The organism is Ruegeria sp. BC7, from assembly GCF_056539165.1.
Genome location: NZ_JBQFUL010000003.1, coordinates 164,515 through 179,336, shown reverse-complemented (window position 1 = coordinate 179,336; position 14,822 = coordinate 164,515). Strand labels below are relative to the sequence as shown.

The window sequence follows — 14,822 nt, the reverse complement described above, 5'->3', positions numbered from 1 at the left end:
TCCATGCGTATCGTGGTTCAGGAACAAGCGTTCGATCTGGGCGCCGAAGCCAACGCCTTTGCCGCCGGCGGTGCTGCAAACGGGGCGATTGTGACGTTTACCGGTGTTGTGCGTGATCTGGCTACGGGCGATCTGGATGTCATGGAGATCGAACACTATCCCGGCATGACCGAACGTGCCCTGACCGAAATTGCGGAGCAGGCAATGCAGCGTTGGTCACTGGGGGATGTGTTGGTAATTCATCGCCACGGGCGGCTGGCTCCGGGTGATCGGATCATGATGGTGGCGACAGCTGCGCGGCACCGCAAGGATGCGTTCGAGGCAGCGGAATTCCTGATGGACTACCTGAAATCCCGTGCGCCGTTCTGGAAAAAGGAAATCACCGCATCCGGTGCCGAGTGGGTGGCCGCCAAGGACGAAGATGAAGACGCGCTGACCCGGTGGTAACTCAGTCCGCGTTGTTGATGCGGCCCCGAAGTTCTTCGGCCTCCTGACGTGCAGCGCGCAGGCCGTCCATCGCCGCGGACAGCTCTGCCTCGGCTTGCGTCAGTTGATTGGTCAGTTCAGCCTCACGCTGTTGCAGGTAGGTGATCGCCTGATCGCGGGTTTCTTCGGCTTCGTGCAATTCCTGGCTCATGCGGTCCAGATCGGCCACATCGCTTTGGCGCACACGGGACAGGCGGTGGGCTAGCCAGTTGGCGAACCAGCCCATGCAGAAAGCCGCGAACAGGATGACGGCGGTGGCGATGATGAATTCGATTCTGTTCAACTTACTGTTCCTCTGCGCCGGTTTCTTCGGCCTCTGGCTGCGCGTCTTCTGAGTTGCCCGTCGTGGCTTCCATCGCTTCAAGCCCGGTTTCGGAATTGGCGACGGGTTCGGGCCGGATCAGACGGAACTCGATCCGGCGGTTTTCCTCGCGGCCTTCTTCGGTGCCGTTATCTGCGATGGGCTGGGTTTCGCCATAGCCAACGGCCGAGTAACTGCCGGTTGGAATCCGGCGGCCGCGCAATTCGTTCAGGATGGATTGTGCCCGCGCCTGGCTGAGTTGCTGGTTCATCTCTTCCCGGCCCTGACTGTCGGTATGGCCCTGGATCTCCATCCGGATGGGTCCACATTCGCGCAGGATGTTGGCGATCTGGTTCACTGTATCGCGTGAGTCCGAAGCAACCGTGGCCGAGCCCGGCTCGAAGGCGATCTTGGTTTTCGCCTGTACTTCTGCGATCCGGTCCTCACATTCCTCGGGGTCCGGCAGAGTGTCTTCCGGCTCGGGCGGTGCCTGATAGGTGATGGACAGAGTGTATTCCTGAGCGTCGCCCAGCTTGTCGGACAGCAAACCTGCGATCCGCGCTTTGGCGTCCGGGTCCTGGCTGATCCCGCTGAGAATCAAGTTATCGGGCGTTACCGTAAGCGCGCCGTTGTGTAGATGGGACAAGGCTTCGAGTCCGACCAGAACGCGCACTGGCCAGTCTGCGGGCAAGTCGGGAGCGATCCGTGCAGCGGTGTAAACCTGTTCCGTCCCAAATGCAGCCTTCGCATAGCTGTCGACCATGTCGCGCACGGCGTCGTCACCGAGGCGCCCACGCATCTGCACCAGCCCCTCGGGGCTGCGGGTGGCGGAAAACTCAGGCGGGCCGGTCGGCGCGTCCTCGCTTGGTTCCGGCAGCACCGCATGGAGCGCGAACACATCAGGTAGGGCGTTTTCCAGTTCGCCTACGACGCGGTCGAACAGCGCGGGATCAGTGCCTTCAGCGGCGACCAGCGTGATGTCGGCGTCTGAAATCGTCACCGATCCGCGCCCGATATCTGCAAGTGCGCGAATGCTGAGTGACGCGGCCTCGGGCCAGCGCGGAGACGGGACACCCAACCCGATGGTGCAGGAATACGGGCCGGAAAGACCCGCGCCCTGCGCGGCGGCCACGATGGCGTCGCGCGCGTCTTCGTCCTGTGCCGAGCACGCGTCAAACGTGCCGCCGGTCTCATCAATCAAGTAGCGCAGGGTGAACGGTGTGATCACCGGTCTCGGGGCCGAGATCGAAAGGCCGATCCGTAGGCTGGGCGGTGCCGCACGGGTCAGGTTCTGTTCAAGGTTTTCCTTTTCCTGCTGGCTGTCGGCAATCGCCGTGATCTTGACCAGACCGGGGCTGGCCGAAATCTTGGCGCGGGGTAATTTGGAAAGGGCATCAACAGCATAATCCAGCGCCTCCTCCCAGCCTTTTGGCTTGGGGTAATCCGCTGTTTCCATCAGGTCTGAAACTTTACCGCCGTCCAGTTTGCGCAGCTTGGCCATCAGCGCGTTGCGGTCCTGGCTTGCCGGGATCAGGCCGATAACCGAAATGCCGCTGTCGTTGCGCAGAATTTCCGCCGAGAACCGCGGCGGCGCCAGTTGGCCTGTCGCTTCAACCTGCATTTCATCAATGACACGCGACGTATCAACCTCGGTTCCGGCGGCGGTCAGCGCGTTAAAGCGTGTGGCCTCGTCCACTGCGGTTCCGGTCAGGACGACACGCAAACCGTCGGATTCGACCTCGGCCCAGTCGTGACCTTTCAGGTCGAGCGCCCTGCGAACTGCGAATTCGGACGCTTCTTCGACCTTTGTGACTGCGAAACTGGCCGCCAGCAGGGACAAACCGGCCGACACGAGGAAAATCAGGGCTGCGGCGATGAAATAAGGCAGGCGCATGTGCGGGCAATCGACTCCTCGGGTGATTGAGCGCCACTCTTACAGAGGCCTGCGCCGAGGTGCAATCAGACCAGCAACGCGACGCAGAGAAAGATCAGCGGAATAAGGCCGGTGTCCCGATTGGCGCGGAAAAGCTGCAGCAGCTTCGCGTTGTCTTCGGTATCCAGCCCACGCAACTGCCATGCCATGTGCCAACCCATCGCCCAGGGACCGGCCAGCGCCACAAACAGCGCCAGGATCGAAGCCTGTGTTGTTGCCGCGTCGATGATCGCAAGGCCCATAAGCGAGACTGTCGCAACTAGGAAGTATTTCAGCCACTTCGCCGTATCTTCCCCGAACAGCCGGGCGGTGGATTTGATGCCGATCAGCTCATCATCTTCGGCGTCCTGATGGGCATAGATCGTGTCATAGAACAGCGTCCATGCGATACCCGCCAGATACAGGGTGATCGCGGGTACTCCGACCGTTCCGGTATGTGCGGCCCAAGCCAGAAGAATGCCCCAGTTGAACGCAAGGCCCAGAAACACCTGCGGCCACCAAGTGAACCGCTTGGCGAAAGGGTAGATTGTCACAGGCAGCAGAGAGAGCACGCCCATCGCAATCGCGGCTTGGTTGAAGGTCAGCAGAATCATCAACGCCAGAAGGCATTGCAGCGCCATCCAGACTGTTGCCTGCCGCACACTGACCTGACCCGAAGGGATCGGCCGCGACCGGGTGCGTTCGACCTGAGCATCGAATTCGCGGTCGGTGATGTCGTTCCATGTGCAGCCCGCCCCGCGCATAAGGAACGCGCCGATGGCGCATCCGGCAGCGATCCACAGGTCTTCCCAGCGCGGATTTCCGTCGCTCAGGATCGCCAGCGCCAGCCCCCACCAACAGGGAATCAGCAAAAGCCACGTGCCGATGGGCCGGTCTGCACGCGACAGGCGCAGGTACGGGCGGGTGAAAGCGGGCGCGTGTGTATCGACCCAGTTGCCGGATACCGCATCGGCGACCTGACCGTCTGGTGTTGGGGCGTTGCCTTGCATATGTAACGTCTCATGAGTGCAAAGATCAGATTGTATGTAGAGCACCCTTTGGGTCCGGGGCAATCCGTTGATTTGACGCGCGAGCAGGCACATTACCTGTTTGGCGTCATGCGTCTGGCCGTGGGCGGCCACGTGGCGCTGTTCAACGGTCAGGACGGAGAGTGGCTGGCCGAGGTCGCGCAGGCCGGAAAGCGCGGCGGGATGCTGAGCTGTGTTGAACAGTCCAAGCCCCTGCAATTGCCGCCTGATCTGTGGCTGCTTTTCGCGCCGATCAAAAAGGCGCGCACCGATTTCATCGTTGAGAAAGCCACTGAGATGGGGGCGGCGCGCATCCTGCCCGTGCAAACTGAATTCACCAATTCCGAACGCATCCGGCAGGACCGCCTGCAGGCCCACGCCGTTGAAGCCGCCGAGCAATGTGGCGGCACCTATGTGCCCGAAGTCTGCGACCTGCAACGGTTGGATCGTGTACTGGATGCATGGCCTGACGGTCGCCAGTTGATGTTCTGTGATGAGGCCGAGGTGGGATCGGCCTTGCGACTGGCTGCGAACGAAAAAGGCCAGCCCTGGGCCATCCTCATCGGACCCGAGGGCGGGTTTTCAGACCGGGAACGCGCGCGCCTGTCCGGGTTGCCTTTTGCGCATGTGGTCAGTCTGGGCCCGCGCATCCTACGGGCGGATACGGCGGCGGTTGCTGCCCTGACCATGTGGCAGCAGGCGTTAGGGGATTGGACGTGACGTGGCAGCAGGCGCGGCAAGAGGACGTGCCAAAGATCGGCCGGTTTCTGTCGGAACATATTCAGACGTCGATGTTTCCTCTGGCCAATTTACGTGATTTCGGTTTGCGAGGGCGTGACCCGCGCGCGGTGAATGTCTGGACATTGGGCGATGGGCCTCGTGCCATTCTTGCCATCACGAACGAGGGCATGGTGCTGCCGCAATGCCCTGATTGCAGCGATGTCGAGCTTGCGGAAGCGATCCAGTTGATCCGGGGCCGCGCGTTGTTCGGTCTGGCGGCCGAGGCGACGCAGGCCCGTCGGTTCATGCATTTGGCGGGGTGGGAAAATCGGCCCGCGACGCTGAACAGTGACGAACCGGGCTTCACTCTGGATCTGAACCACGTCGTTCTGCCTGATACATCCGGCGCCGCGCTGGTGCCTCTGGGCGATCTGGATAGCGAAATTGCCGAGGGCTGGCGTCAGAGCTACCTGACCGAAGCGATGGATTTCGACGCAGACCGCGCGCGAAGCCAGTCAAAGAAAGACGTTGCAGCCTACGTCCAACGCGATTCCCACCGGGCTTTGCTGGTTTCTGGTCAGCCTGTGGGAATGACGGGGTTCAACGCACGACTGCCCGAAGCGGTGCAAATCGGCGGTGTTTACACCCCGCCTGTCTTGCGCGGACGTGGCTATGCGAAACTGGCTGTCGCGCTGCATTTGCTTGAGGCTCGGGCGGCGGGTGTGACCCGCGCTGTTCTGTTTGCGGCTTCCGAATCCGCTGCGCGTGCTTATATCGCAATCGGATTTAAACCCGCAGGTCAGTATTCCCTGATCCTGTTCAAAGACCCAAAGGACCCGGCATGAGTTTCATCCGACCCGAAGCCAAACTGACCCTGTGGCGCTGGCGCGAGGTACTGGCGGCCGGAGTGGTTCTGTTGGTTGGGCTTAGCTGGATCAGTGGCCCAGGAGGTCTGCTGGGCTGGCTGGGATGGGTGTTGGTGATCGTTGCCGCAGCGTTGACGGTGGTCGGAATTCAGCGCGCCCGGTTCAGAACCGGGGCGGGTGGGCCGGGCGTTGTCACAATCGACGAAGGCCAGATAACCTATCTTGGCCCGTTGGATGGTGGCATCGTTGCCGCACGTGAGATCGAACGGCTGGCGCTGGACCCAACCTCGAACCCCGCGCATTGGGTTCTGGATCAGCCGGGTCAGCCAACGCTTCACATTCCTGTGAATGCAGAAGGGGCCGAGGCATTGTTCGACGTTTTCTCGGCCTTGCCGGGGCTTAAAACCGAAGCAATGCTGGCGGAACTGAACAGCGGTGGTGTGCATCCTGTGGTCATATGGGAGCGGAACCCGATGCGCCCGCCACATCTGCGGCTGCATTGACACTGGCGGCATTTCCCCCCACGACTGACCCAAAGACAGACACATCAGGATCGGAGAGCGGTTCATGTCCATCCCCCAGTCCGGCGGCGGGCCGATCGAACGCCATGAGCAACTTGCCGAATATCTGGAATCGGGCTGCAAGCCCAAATCAGATTGGCGCATCGGGACCGAGCATGAGAAGTTCGGTTATTGCAAGGACACGCTGAAGCCGTTGCCGTTCGAGGGTAAACGCTCGATCGTGGCTGTGCTGGAAGGTCTGCGTGACCGCCACGGTTGGGGAGAGGTGCGCGAAGGCGACAAGCTTATCGGTCTGGAAAAGGACGGCGCGAATGTCAGTCTGGAACCCGGTGGGGCGCTGGAATTGTCGGGTGCTCCGCTCGAGACGATCCACGAAACCTGCGATGAGGTGAACACGCACCTGCGTGAGGTGAAGGACATCGCGGATGAAATCGGCGTGGGTTTCATCGGTCTGGGTGCGGCTCCGATCTGGACCCATGACGAGATGCCGCTGATGCCCAAGGGCCGCTATCGCCTGATGAACGACTATATGGAGAAAGTCGGCACCATGGGCCGCGCAATGATGCGGCGCACCTGTACGGTTCAGGTCAATATCGACTTTGGGTCCGAGGCCGACATGGTGCAGAAACTGCGCGTGGCGCTGGCGTTGCAGCCGGTAGCGACGGCGCTGTTCGCCAATTCTCCGTTCTTCGAGGGCAAGGTGAACGGCCAGAAAAGCTGGCGCAGCTATATCTGGCGGCATCTGGACGATGCGCGGACGGGCATGCTGCCGTTTGTGTTTGAGGACGGCTTCGGGTTCGAGCGTTATGTGCAATATGCGCTCGATGTGCCGATGTATTTTGTCTATCGCGACGGGCAGTATATCGACGCGCTGGGCATGTCCTTCCGGGATTTCCTGCAGGGCAAACTGCCTGCGTTGCCCGGCGAAACGCCGACCCTGTCCGATTGGGCCGACCACCTAACCACTGCTTTCCCCGAAGCGCGGATCAAGAAGTTCATGGAGATGCGCGGCGCGGATGGCGGCCCGTGGCGTCGCCTGTGTGCGTTGCCCGCCTTCTGGGTGGGGCTGACCTATGATCAGGGCGCGCTGGATGCCGCGTGGGATCTGGTTAAAGGCTGGGACGCGGAAACGCGCGAAGCGCTGCGCGTCGAGGCCGCCAAAGACGGTCTGCAGGCACAGGTCGGCAACATCAATATGCATGACCTTGCGCGCGAAGTTGTTGCGATCGCCGAGTCCGGCCTGAAGTCCCGCGCCTTGCCCGGCGCAGGTGGGTTGGTCCCGGATGAGACGCATTTTCTGAACGCCCTGAAGGACAGCATCGCAACGGGCAAGGTTCCTGCCGATGAGTTGCTGGATCACTACAACGGCGACTGGAACGGCGATCTGACGCGCATTTTCCCGGAATACAGCTACTAACCGGTGAGCCGTAGTTTAAGATATGGTTTGCCGATATTGGTGTCTTGGCTTGAAAGCCGTCACAGGCCAAAGAATAATGTAATCAGGGTCCCGTATTCCGAGAGCGATTGATGGCGCGTATAAGCGAACTGCACTACTCCAACGCCTACGCAGCAACCTCTGGTACTAGCGAGTTTCTGGAGGTGTCGCTTCGCCCTGGTGAAGACCCGGCGGATTTCACGGTCTCTTTTTATCAGGCCAATGGGCAGGTCGGGATCGAGATTCCACTGGACGATCCAAATATTCAGGTCTCCATCGACCCCGATAACAACGAACGGGTCTATGTAATCTCGGCGGATGATTTTCCGATCCTTCTGACGGACCCCGACGGAGGTGGACCAGACAACTACGAAGCCTATGCGCTGACCAACACCGCAACGAGCGAGGTTGTCGATTTTTACGATATTGGCGGCGGCACCCAGAACATCGTAGCGCAGGATGGATTGGCTGCGGGCGAAACGTCGGTAAACCTGCCGGTGCTGGTGGGGCCAAGCCGGACCTCGACGACAATACAGTTCAACCAGCCTGACCCTGATACGCTTGTTTATGAGGCCGTGAACCCCGGCGATAGCGGCGTGGCCTGTTTCACGGCTGGTACGATGCTGGATTCTCCGGACGGTCCGCGCCGGATCGAAACCCTGAAACCCGGCGACTGGGTGACGACATTCGATCATGGTGAACAGCAGGTGCGTTGGATCGGGCACCGCACCGTTTCGGGGCAGGGTCGGTTTGCGCCGATCCGGATCAGCGCCGGAACGCTGGGCGCAGAGGTCGATATTCTGGTGTCACCGCAGCATCGCCTTTTGATTTGCGGCTGGCAGGCAGAGCTTACGTTCGGAGAAGACGAGGTTTTGGTTCCAGCCAGATCGCTGGTCAACGGCGTGACCGTGACCAAAGCGCCCTGCGACATTGTCCACTACGTTCACCTGCTATTCGATCGCCATCAGTTGGTGACAACCGCAGGCTTGGTGTCCGAAAGCTTTTTTCCGGGCCAGGAAGGGTTGGGCGGGCTTGCGCCGGAAACGGCGGAAGAACTTTTTGCGCTTTTCCCTGATCTACGCCGATGCCCTGATGCCTATGGCGTTGCCGCGCGGCCGATCCGTCAGGGCAAAACCGTGGCATTGTTGCGCTCTGCCTGATTGCGCGGCTGTCCCCCTCTTGCTTTCGCGGTCTGCTGTGATAGCAGGTCCAGAACATCAGTCAGGGGCCAGGTTCAGGAAGCGTCATGGACGATCTTAAGGCAAAATATCTGGGGCAGATCGCCGATGCGGGCGACGAGAACGCGCTTGAAGCGATCCGCGTCGCGGCCGTGGGCAAAAAAGGCGAGGTCGCGCTAAAGATGCGCGAGCTGGGCAAAATGACGCCCGAGGAACGTCAGGTCGCAGGCCCCGCGCTGAATGCTCTGAAGGACGAGATCAACTTGGCCCTGTCCGCGAAAAAGGCGGCTTTGGCCGATGCCGCGCTGGATGAGCGTCTGCGTACCGAGTGGCTGGACGTGACCCTTCCGACCCGCGCGCGCCGTCAGGGGTCGATCCACCCGGTCAGTCAGGCGACCGAGGAACTGACCGCGATCTTCGCCGAGCTGGGCTTTTCCGTGGCCGAAGGGCCGCGTATTGAAGACGACTGGTACAATTTCGACGCGCTGAACATTCCCGGCCACCACCCCGCACGGGCCGAGATGGACACGTTCTACATGCACCGCGCCGAGGGCGATGATCGCCCGCCGCATGTGCTGCGGACGCACACGTCTCCGGTACAAATCCGTTCGATGGAGCTGCAAGGCGCGCCGATCCGCGTGATCTGTCCGGGCGGTGTCTACCGCGCCGACTATGACCAGACCCACACGCCGATGTTCCATCAGGTCGAAGGCCTTGCCATCGACAAGGACATCTCGATGGCGAACCTGAAATGGGTTCTGGAAGAGTTCGTTAAGGCGTTCTTCGAGGTCGACGATGTCGAACTGCGCTTCCGCGCCTCGCACTTCCCCTTCACCGAGCCGTCGGCCGAGGTCGATATCCGCTGCTCGTGGGATAACGGTCAGCTAAAGATCGGTGAGGGCGACGACTGGATGGAGATTCTGGGCTCCGGCATGGTCCACCCCAAGGTGATCGCCGCCGGTGGCATCGACCCCGAAGTCTATCAGGGCTTTGCGTTCGGCATCGGCATCGACCGTCTGGCTATGCTGAAATACGGTATCCCTGATCTGCGGGCGTTCTTCGATAGCGACCTGCGGTGGTTGAGGCACTACGGGTTTGCAGCGCTGGATATGCCGAACCTGCATGGTGGTTTGAGTAGGTGAAACGGCTTCATCGACTGCTTGCATCTGACAATCTGGAGGTCGAAGCTAACCGCATTGCGTTCGAATGAGCGGAAAAGCTATTTGCGTTCATATTTGGTTTGATCCAAGCAGGCATCGTTCTTGGTCTGCTGCAAGTTGGCCTACGGGAGCTTTAATCAGACTTTTTAGCGCTTCTTTGGCTATTTGGGTACTTTGCGACCGGTGTTTATATCCTAACTAGCGCCAAATTTTTGCTGGCTATGATGTTCAAGCGCTTTGAATTGAGTGTGGAGAAGCGGCTTACTCGCTGGGGGTTTTTGGGACTAACGACCTTTGTATCGCTATTAGTTCCGTATTTTTTGAGTGCCTTAACCTCGGAAATTGTCCTCAAAGTGCTAAACTAAGTAGTTGAAATAACGCGCGGAGCAAAGGCCGATAGGCCGCCGCGCTATCGCCAGACCGCCCGCACGGGCTGGTGATTTGTCTCCGCCAGTGCAACGCTCGAACGGTATTCGGATTTGGCTGACATAAAGTGCCCAACACCACCCTTAGATCGCCACCCCGCGGTCTGGCGATAGCGCGGCTTGCGCCCTGATCGGAGGGTTGTCGTTAGGGCGTGTTACAGGTTCCCACAGTGTTGTGACGTGACAGGCGGCGTCAGGTGATTAGGCTCTGGCCTATGATCTATCGACTGCTTTTCCTCTTGATGACCGCAACCCCGGCACTCGCCATGGGGCCGTGGAAATCCGAATGCCACGGCGATACTGCCTGTGAGGTCGGAGACCGCTCGTATCATGTACTGGAACCGGATGGTTGGGACGGGGAAAGCCCTCTGCCGGTACTGCTGCATTTTCACGGATGGTCGCGGCAGGGCACCGTGGTGGTGAACCATGAACGGATCGCAGGGGCCACGAAACTGCGGGGCGTGTTGCTGGTGGCCCCGAACGGGTTGGACAAAAGCTGGAACTTCTGGTCGGCGGATACCGGGGACGTCCCCTTTGCCGATCGGGTGCTGGAGGATGTGGCCAATCGCTATCCGGTCGACCCGGACCGCATCTATGTCTCGGGGTATTCCTATGGCGGCGCGATGGCGTGGCGCTTTGTGTGTCAGTCGGGCAATGACACGGCAGCGCTGCTGGCGGTTGCCGGCTCGATCCGCCAGACGGAAACCTGCCCCGAAGCCCCGCGTGAGGTGCGGCATGTGCATGGCTTGGATGATACGGTGATGGATTTCCCGCTCGGCCCTGATGGGGACACGACCTATCCGGTGGCGCTATGGCGGGAAAAGTACAACTGCAACGGCGCGACCCCGCGCGGGGATTGGAGCGTGAAGCCGTTCCTGACGCTCAGCCGCACGGAATGGACCGATTGCGCGCAGGGGCAGGTGACGCTGGACACCCATCCGGGCGGCCATTTCATCCCGCATGGCTGGCTTGGCTGGCAATTGGACGAGCTTTTGGGCCGCACCCCCACCTATCCGTAACGCGCAGCGCTTGCACCTTGGCGCAATCTTTGCCATTGCCTGTGCCAAACGGATGTTTGCCCAAGAAAGCCCGCTGCAATGAAATTCACTCTGTCCTGGCTGAAAGACCACCTCGATACGGATGCGTCGGTTGATGAGATTGCCGAGGCGCTGACCGACCTTGGCCTTGAGGTCGAAGAGATCGTGAACCCGGCGGACCGGCTGGCGGGTTTTACGCTGGGTCATGTAAAGCACGCCGAGAAACACCCCGACGCCGACAAGCTGCGCGTCTGCACGGTTGAGACCGATGAGGGCGATCTGCAGATCATCTGCGGTGCCCCCAACGCGCGCGAAGGCATCACGGTCGTGGTCTGCAAGCCGGGCATGTATATCCCCGGTCTGGATATCACCATCAGCGTCGGCAAAATCCGCGGCGTCGAAAGCTTTGGCATGATGGCGTCTGAGCGCGAGCTGGAGCTGTCGGAAGAACATGACGGCATTATCGAGCTGCCCTCGGGCGAGGTCGGTGACAAATTCGTGGACTGGCTGGCCGAGAATGAGCCGTCCAAGGTTGATCCGATGATTGAGATCGCGATCACGCCGAACCGTCCCGATGCGCTGGGCGTGGCAGGGATCGCGCGCGATCTGGCCGCGCGGGGTGTGGGGACGCTAAAGCGGCGTGACTACGCGCCTGTGCCCGGCGACTTTGAAAGCCCGATCAAGGTGACGATTGACGAAGACACGCTGGACGGCGCGCCGCATTTCACCGGCCGGGTGATCCGAGGGGTCAAGAACGGCCCAAGCCCGCAATGGTTGCAGGATCAGTTGAAGGCGATTGGTCTTCGGCCCATTTCGGCTCTGGTGGATATCACCAACTATATGACCTTTGACCAGAACCGCCCGCTGCATGTGTTTGACGCCGACAAGGTAACAGGCAACCTGCGCGTTCACCGTGCCAAAGGTGGTGAAACGCTGGTGGCGCTGGACGAAAAGGAATACACGCTGCAACCCGGCATGATGGTGATTTCGGACGACAAAGGCCCCGAATCCATCGCCGGTATCATGGGCGGCGAGGAAACTGGTTGCACAGAGGAGACCGTGAATGTCTTCCTCGAAAGCGCGTTCTGGGAACATGTGCAGATCGCGCTGACCGGTCGCGCGCTCAAGATCAACTCGGACGCGCGGTATCGCTTCGAGCGTGGCGTTGATCCGGACTACACCCGCGAAGGGCTGGAACAGGCCACGCAGATGATTCTGGATATTTGCGGGGGTGAGGTCTCGTCCGTTGTCGAAGCGGGCAAAGCACCGAACCACGCCCGAGCCTACAAGCTGGATGCGGCACGGGTGCAGTCGCTGGTCGGGATGGATATTCCCGAAAGCGAGCAGCGCCAGACCCTGACCCGTCTGGGTTTCCGTCTGGAAGGCGAGATGGCCCATGTCCCCAGTTGGCGCCCCGATATCATGGGTGAGGCCGATCTGGTGGAAGAGGTCGCGCGGATTGCGTCCCTGACCAAGCTGAAGGGCAAACCGCTGCCGCGTATCACGGACGGTATCCCGAAACCGGTGATGACGCCAACGCAGCGCCGTCAATCCATGGCGCGCCGTACCTGCGCGGCCTTGGGGTACAATGAGTGCGTGTCCTACACGTTCATTGATCAGGCGTCGGCCGCGCTGTTCGGTGGCGGTGATGAGGCGACCCAGTTGGAAAACCCGATCTCCTCGGAAATGAGCCATATGCGCCCCGATCTTTTGCCCGGCCTGCTACAGGCTGCGGCGCGCAATCAGGCGCGCGGGTACGCGGATGTGGCCCTGTTCGAGGTCGGCCCTGTCTTCCATGATGGCGAGCCGGGCGATCAGAAAACGCAGATTTCCGGCCTGCTGGTCGGTCGCGACGGTCCAAAGGATGTGCACGGCGCATCGCGCCCTGTCGATCTGTTCGACGTCAAAGCCGATGCCGAGGCTGTGCTTGCGGCCATTGGTGCGCCCGCCAAGGTTCAGATTCTGCGCGACGGTGATGCGTGGTGGCATCCGGGCCGTCACGGTAAAATCTGTCTGGGTCCGAAAAAGGTGCTGGGCGTCTTTGGTGAACTGCACCCGCGTATCCTGCAGTCGATGGATATCAAAGGCCCGGCGATGGCCTTTACCATCTGGCCGGACGAGGTGCCTCTGCCCCGCAAGTCGGGCGCGACCCGAGCCGCGCTGGAACTGCGTGACTTGCAAGCGGTCGAGCGGGACTTTGCCTTCGTCGTGGACGAAAGCGTCGAGGCGCTGACCTTGGTCAATGCGGCCGCAGGTGCGGACAAGGCGCTGATCGAAGATGTCCGCGTCTTTGACGAATTCATCGGTGGCAGCGTCGGAGAGGGCAAAAAATCCCTCGCCATCACCGTTCGCCTTCAGCCGACAGACAAGACGCTCAAGGAAGAAGATATCGAGGCAGCTGCCCAGAAGATTATCGCAAAGGTCACCAAGGCGACCGGCGGGACGCTGCGCGGCTAAGCCTGTTTGCAATCGAGATTCGAGGCGCGCCATCGGGCGCGCCAACCAGCAAGGAGAGTTCCATGAGCCTGAGCGTTTACCTGTCCGGAGAGATTCACACCGACTGGCGTGAGCAGATCATCGAAGGCGCAAAAGGGTTGGATATTACGTTCAACAGCCCCGTGACGGATCACGATTCCAGCGACGATTGCGGAGTGGCCATTCTGGGCGCCGAGCCGAACAAATACTGGCACGACCATAAGGGCGCGATGGTAAACGCCATCCGTACCCGCAAAGGGATCGCCGATGCAGACGTTGTCGTCGTGCGGTTTGGCGAGAAATACAAACAGTGGAACGCGGCATTCGACGCAGGCTATGCGGCGGCTTTGGCCAAGTCCCTGATCGTGTTGCATGGACCCGATCACCAGCACGCCCTGAAAGAAGTGGACGCCGCTGCGCTGGCCGTCGCCGAGCAGCCCGCGCAAGTCGTTGACGTGCTGCGATACGTTTTGACGGGCAAACTTCCCGGCTAAGGGTGCGGGGTGAGGCGCGGCCTCACCCCACCCGGTTTACTCTGTCGCCGGAATACGCAGGCCGCGCTGTACGGCGGGTCGTGCAAGGAACCGGTCGACATAGGGTTGAAGGTTCGCGAATTCGTCCCATCCTACGATTTCCTTGACACCGTAATAGTCCAGACCGCGCAGCCATGGAACGATTGCTATATCGGCGATCGAGTACTCTCCGGCGATCCAGTCCTGACCGTTGAGCTGAGTGTTCAGGACGTTCAGCAACCGTTTCGCTTCGGCGATGTACCGTTCGCGGGGGCGGGGGTCTTCGATCTCTTTCCCGGCGAATTTGTGGAAATAGCCCAACTGTCCGAACATTGGTCCTAGACCGCCCATCTGGAACATCAGCCATTGGGTGACACGATGTTTGTCGGCGGGCGTCGATCCCAGCAGCTTGCCGCTTTTTTCGGCCAGATACAGCAGAATCGCGCCGCTTTCAAAAAGCGCCAGCGGTTCCCCATCCGGGCCATTGGGGTCGATGATCGCGGGGATCTTGTTGTTGGGGTTCAGTGAAAAGAACTCGGGGCTTTTGACGTCCTTGTCGGCCAGCGTGACCAGATGCGGCTCATAGGGCAGGCCCGTTTCTTCCAGCATGATCGAGGCTTTGACGCCGTTGGGCGTCGGGTAGGAATAAAGTTGGATCTTTTCGGGGCTGCTGGCAGGCCAGCGGGCTGTAATCGGGTGCGAGGTGGTATCCAGCATGGTTGGTTCCTTTCAGACGGTCTGGAACAGGTAAGCACGGTCAGGCGAT

General features: G+C 60.6%; 14 protein-coding genes. 10 read left to right on the top strand and 4 right to left on the bottom strand.

The features are described from left to right. Nucleotides 1–3 precede the first annotated feature (3 nt). Nucleotides 4–447 carry a molybdopterin synthase catalytic subunit gene (locus tag ACR0KS_RS09955; protein ID WP_170563779.1) on the top strand — a complete coding sequence of 148 codons (444 nt, stop codon included), beginning with the start codon at nt 4–6 and terminating at the stop codon, nt 445–447. A gap of 1 nt (nt 448) precedes the next feature. On the opposite strand, the gene ACR0KS_RS09950 is transcribed toward ACR0KS_RS09955, so the two are convergent. The 3 genes from ACR0KS_RS09950 to ubiA all read right to left on the bottom strand — a co-directional run bounded on the left by ACR0KS_RS09950 (nt 449) and on the right by ubiA (nt 3,709). Beyond that, on the bottom strand, nt 449–769 hold the full coding sequence (locus ACR0KS_RS09950) for a hypothetical protein (protein WP_170387322.1): 321 nt from the start codon (nt 767–769) through the stop codon (nt 449–451). Between the two features lies 1 nt (nt 770). After that, complete coding sequence (locus ACR0KS_RS09945; protein ID WP_170563776.1) at nt 771–2,681, bottom strand: OmpA family protein; 1,911 nt, start codon at nt 2,679–2,681, stop codon at nt 771–773. Between the two features lie 65 nt (nt 2,682–2,746). Beyond that, entirely contained in the window at nt 2,747–3,709 is a 963-nt protein-coding gene (ubiA, locus tag ACR0KS_RS09940; protein WP_170415182.1) for a 4-hydroxybenzoate octaprenyltransferase, read from the bottom strand. Between the two features lie 12 nt (nt 3,710–3,721). Here ubiA and ACR0KS_RS09935 point away from each other — a divergent pair, with 12 nt between their 5' ends. From ACR0KS_RS09935 to ACR0KS_RS09895, 9 genes are all read left to right on the top strand, one after another. Next, the gene (locus ACR0KS_RS09935; protein ID WP_170563773.1) at nt 3,722–4,447 is read left to right on the top strand and encodes a 16S rRNA (uracil(1498)-N(3))-methyltransferase; all 726 of its coding nucleotides are present in this window, start codon (nt 3,722–3,724) and stop codon (nt 4,445–4,447) included. Further along, a complete protein-coding gene (locus ACR0KS_RS09930; RefSeq protein ID WP_170563770.1) occupies nt 4,444–5,292 on the top strand; it encodes a GNAT family N-acetyltransferase in 849 nt (282 codons plus the stop codon). The genes ACR0KS_RS09935 and ACR0KS_RS09930 overlap by 4 nt, the downstream gene beginning before the upstream one ends. Next, nucleotides 5,289–5,816, top strand: a complete 528-nt coding sequence (locus ACR0KS_RS09925; RefSeq protein WP_170387332.1) for a hypothetical protein — start codon at nt 5,289–5,291, stop codon at nt 5,814–5,816. The genes ACR0KS_RS09930 and ACR0KS_RS09925 overlap by 4 nt, the downstream gene beginning before the upstream one ends. A gap of 64 nt (nt 5,817–5,880) precedes the next feature. Then, nucleotides 5,881–7,251, top strand: coding sequence for a glutamate--cysteine ligase (locus ACR0KS_RS09920; RefSeq protein WP_170563768.1), 1,371 nt, complete (start codon nt 5,881–5,883; stop codon nt 7,249–7,251). Nucleotides 7,252–7,361: 110 nt separating this feature from the next. After that, the gene (locus ACR0KS_RS09915) at nt 7,362–8,429 is read left to right on the top strand and encodes a Hint domain-containing protein (RefSeq protein WP_170563765.1); all 1,068 of its coding nucleotides are present in this window, start codon (nt 7,362–7,364) and stop codon (nt 8,427–8,429) included. 86 nt (nt 8,430–8,515) lie between these two features. Then, nucleotides 8,516–9,589 carry a phenylalanine--tRNA ligase subunit alpha gene (pheS, locus tag ACR0KS_RS09910; protein ID WP_170563762.1) on the top strand — a complete coding sequence of 358 codons (1,074 nt, stop codon included), beginning with the start codon at nt 8,516–8,518 and terminating at the stop codon, nt 9,587–9,589. A gap of 658 nt (nt 9,590–10,247) precedes the next feature. Continuing rightward, nucleotides 10,248–11,051, top strand: a complete 804-nt coding sequence (locus ACR0KS_RS09905; protein WP_170563759.1) for an alpha/beta hydrolase family protein — start codon at nt 10,248–10,250, stop codon at nt 11,049–11,051. A gap of 78 nt (nt 11,052–11,129) precedes the next feature. Next, on the top strand, nt 11,130–13,526 hold the full coding sequence (gene pheT, locus ACR0KS_RS09900) for a phenylalanine--tRNA ligase subunit beta (protein ID WP_170563756.1): 2,397 nt from the start codon (nt 11,130–11,132) through the stop codon (nt 13,524–13,526). 62 nt (nt 13,527–13,588) lie between these two features. Beyond that, nucleotides 13,589–14,038, top strand: coding sequence for a YtoQ family protein (locus ACR0KS_RS09895; protein WP_170563752.1), 450 nt, complete (start codon nt 13,589–13,591; stop codon nt 14,036–14,038). 36 nt (nt 14,039–14,074) lie between these two features. Here the strand turns inward: ACR0KS_RS09895 and ACR0KS_RS09890 are convergent, their stop codons facing one another. Then, on the bottom strand, nt 14,075–14,773 hold the full coding sequence (locus ACR0KS_RS09890; RefSeq protein WP_170563749.1) for a glutathione S-transferase N-terminal domain-containing protein: 699 nt from the start codon (nt 14,771–14,773) through the stop codon (nt 14,075–14,077). Between the last annotated feature and the right edge of the window lie 49 nt (nt 14,774–14,822).

Coding starts and splice junctions, on each gene's coding strand:
- ACR0KS_RS09945 (WP_170563776.1), bottom strand. CDS start 2,681: ATGCGCCTGCCTTATTTCATCGCCGCAGCCCTGATTTTCCTCGTGTCG.
- pheS (WP_170563762.1), top strand. CDS start 8,516: ATGGACGATCTTAAGGCAAAATATCTGGGGCAGATCGCCGATGCGGGC.
- ACR0KS_RS09925 (WP_170387332.1), top strand. CDS start 5,289: ATGAGTTTCATCCGACCCGAAGCCAAACTGACCCTGTGGCGCTGGCGC.
- ACR0KS_RS09920 (WP_170563768.1), top strand. CDS start 5,881: ATGTCCATCCCCCAGTCCGGCGGCGGGCCGATCGAACGCCATGAGCAA.
- pheT (WP_170563756.1), top strand. CDS start 11,130: ATGAAATTCACTCTGTCCTGGCTGAAAGACCACCTCGATACGGATGCG.
- ACR0KS_RS09955 (WP_170563779.1), top strand. CDS start 4: ATGCGTATCGTGGTTCAGGAACAAGCGTTCGATCTGGGCGCCGAAGCC.
- ACR0KS_RS09935 (WP_170563773.1), top strand. CDS start 3,722: ATGAGTGCAAAGATCAGATTGTATGTAGAGCACCCTTTGGGTCCGGGG.
- ubiA (WP_170415182.1), bottom strand. CDS start 3,709: ATGCAAGGCAACGCCCCAACACCAGACGGTCAGGTCGCCGATGCGGTA.
- ACR0KS_RS09915 (WP_170563765.1), top strand. CDS start 7,362: ATGGCGCGTATAAGCGAACTGCACTACTCCAACGCCTACGCAGCAACC.
- ACR0KS_RS09890 (WP_170563749.1), bottom strand. CDS start 14,773: ATGCTGGATACCACCTCGCACCCGATTACAGCCCGCTGGCCTGCCAGC.
- ACR0KS_RS09895 (WP_170563752.1), top strand. CDS start 13,589: ATGAGCCTGAGCGTTTACCTGTCCGGAGAGATTCACACCGACTGGCGT.
- ACR0KS_RS09905 (WP_170563759.1), top strand. CDS start 10,248: ATGATCTATCGACTGCTTTTCCTCTTGATGACCGCAACCCCGGCACTC.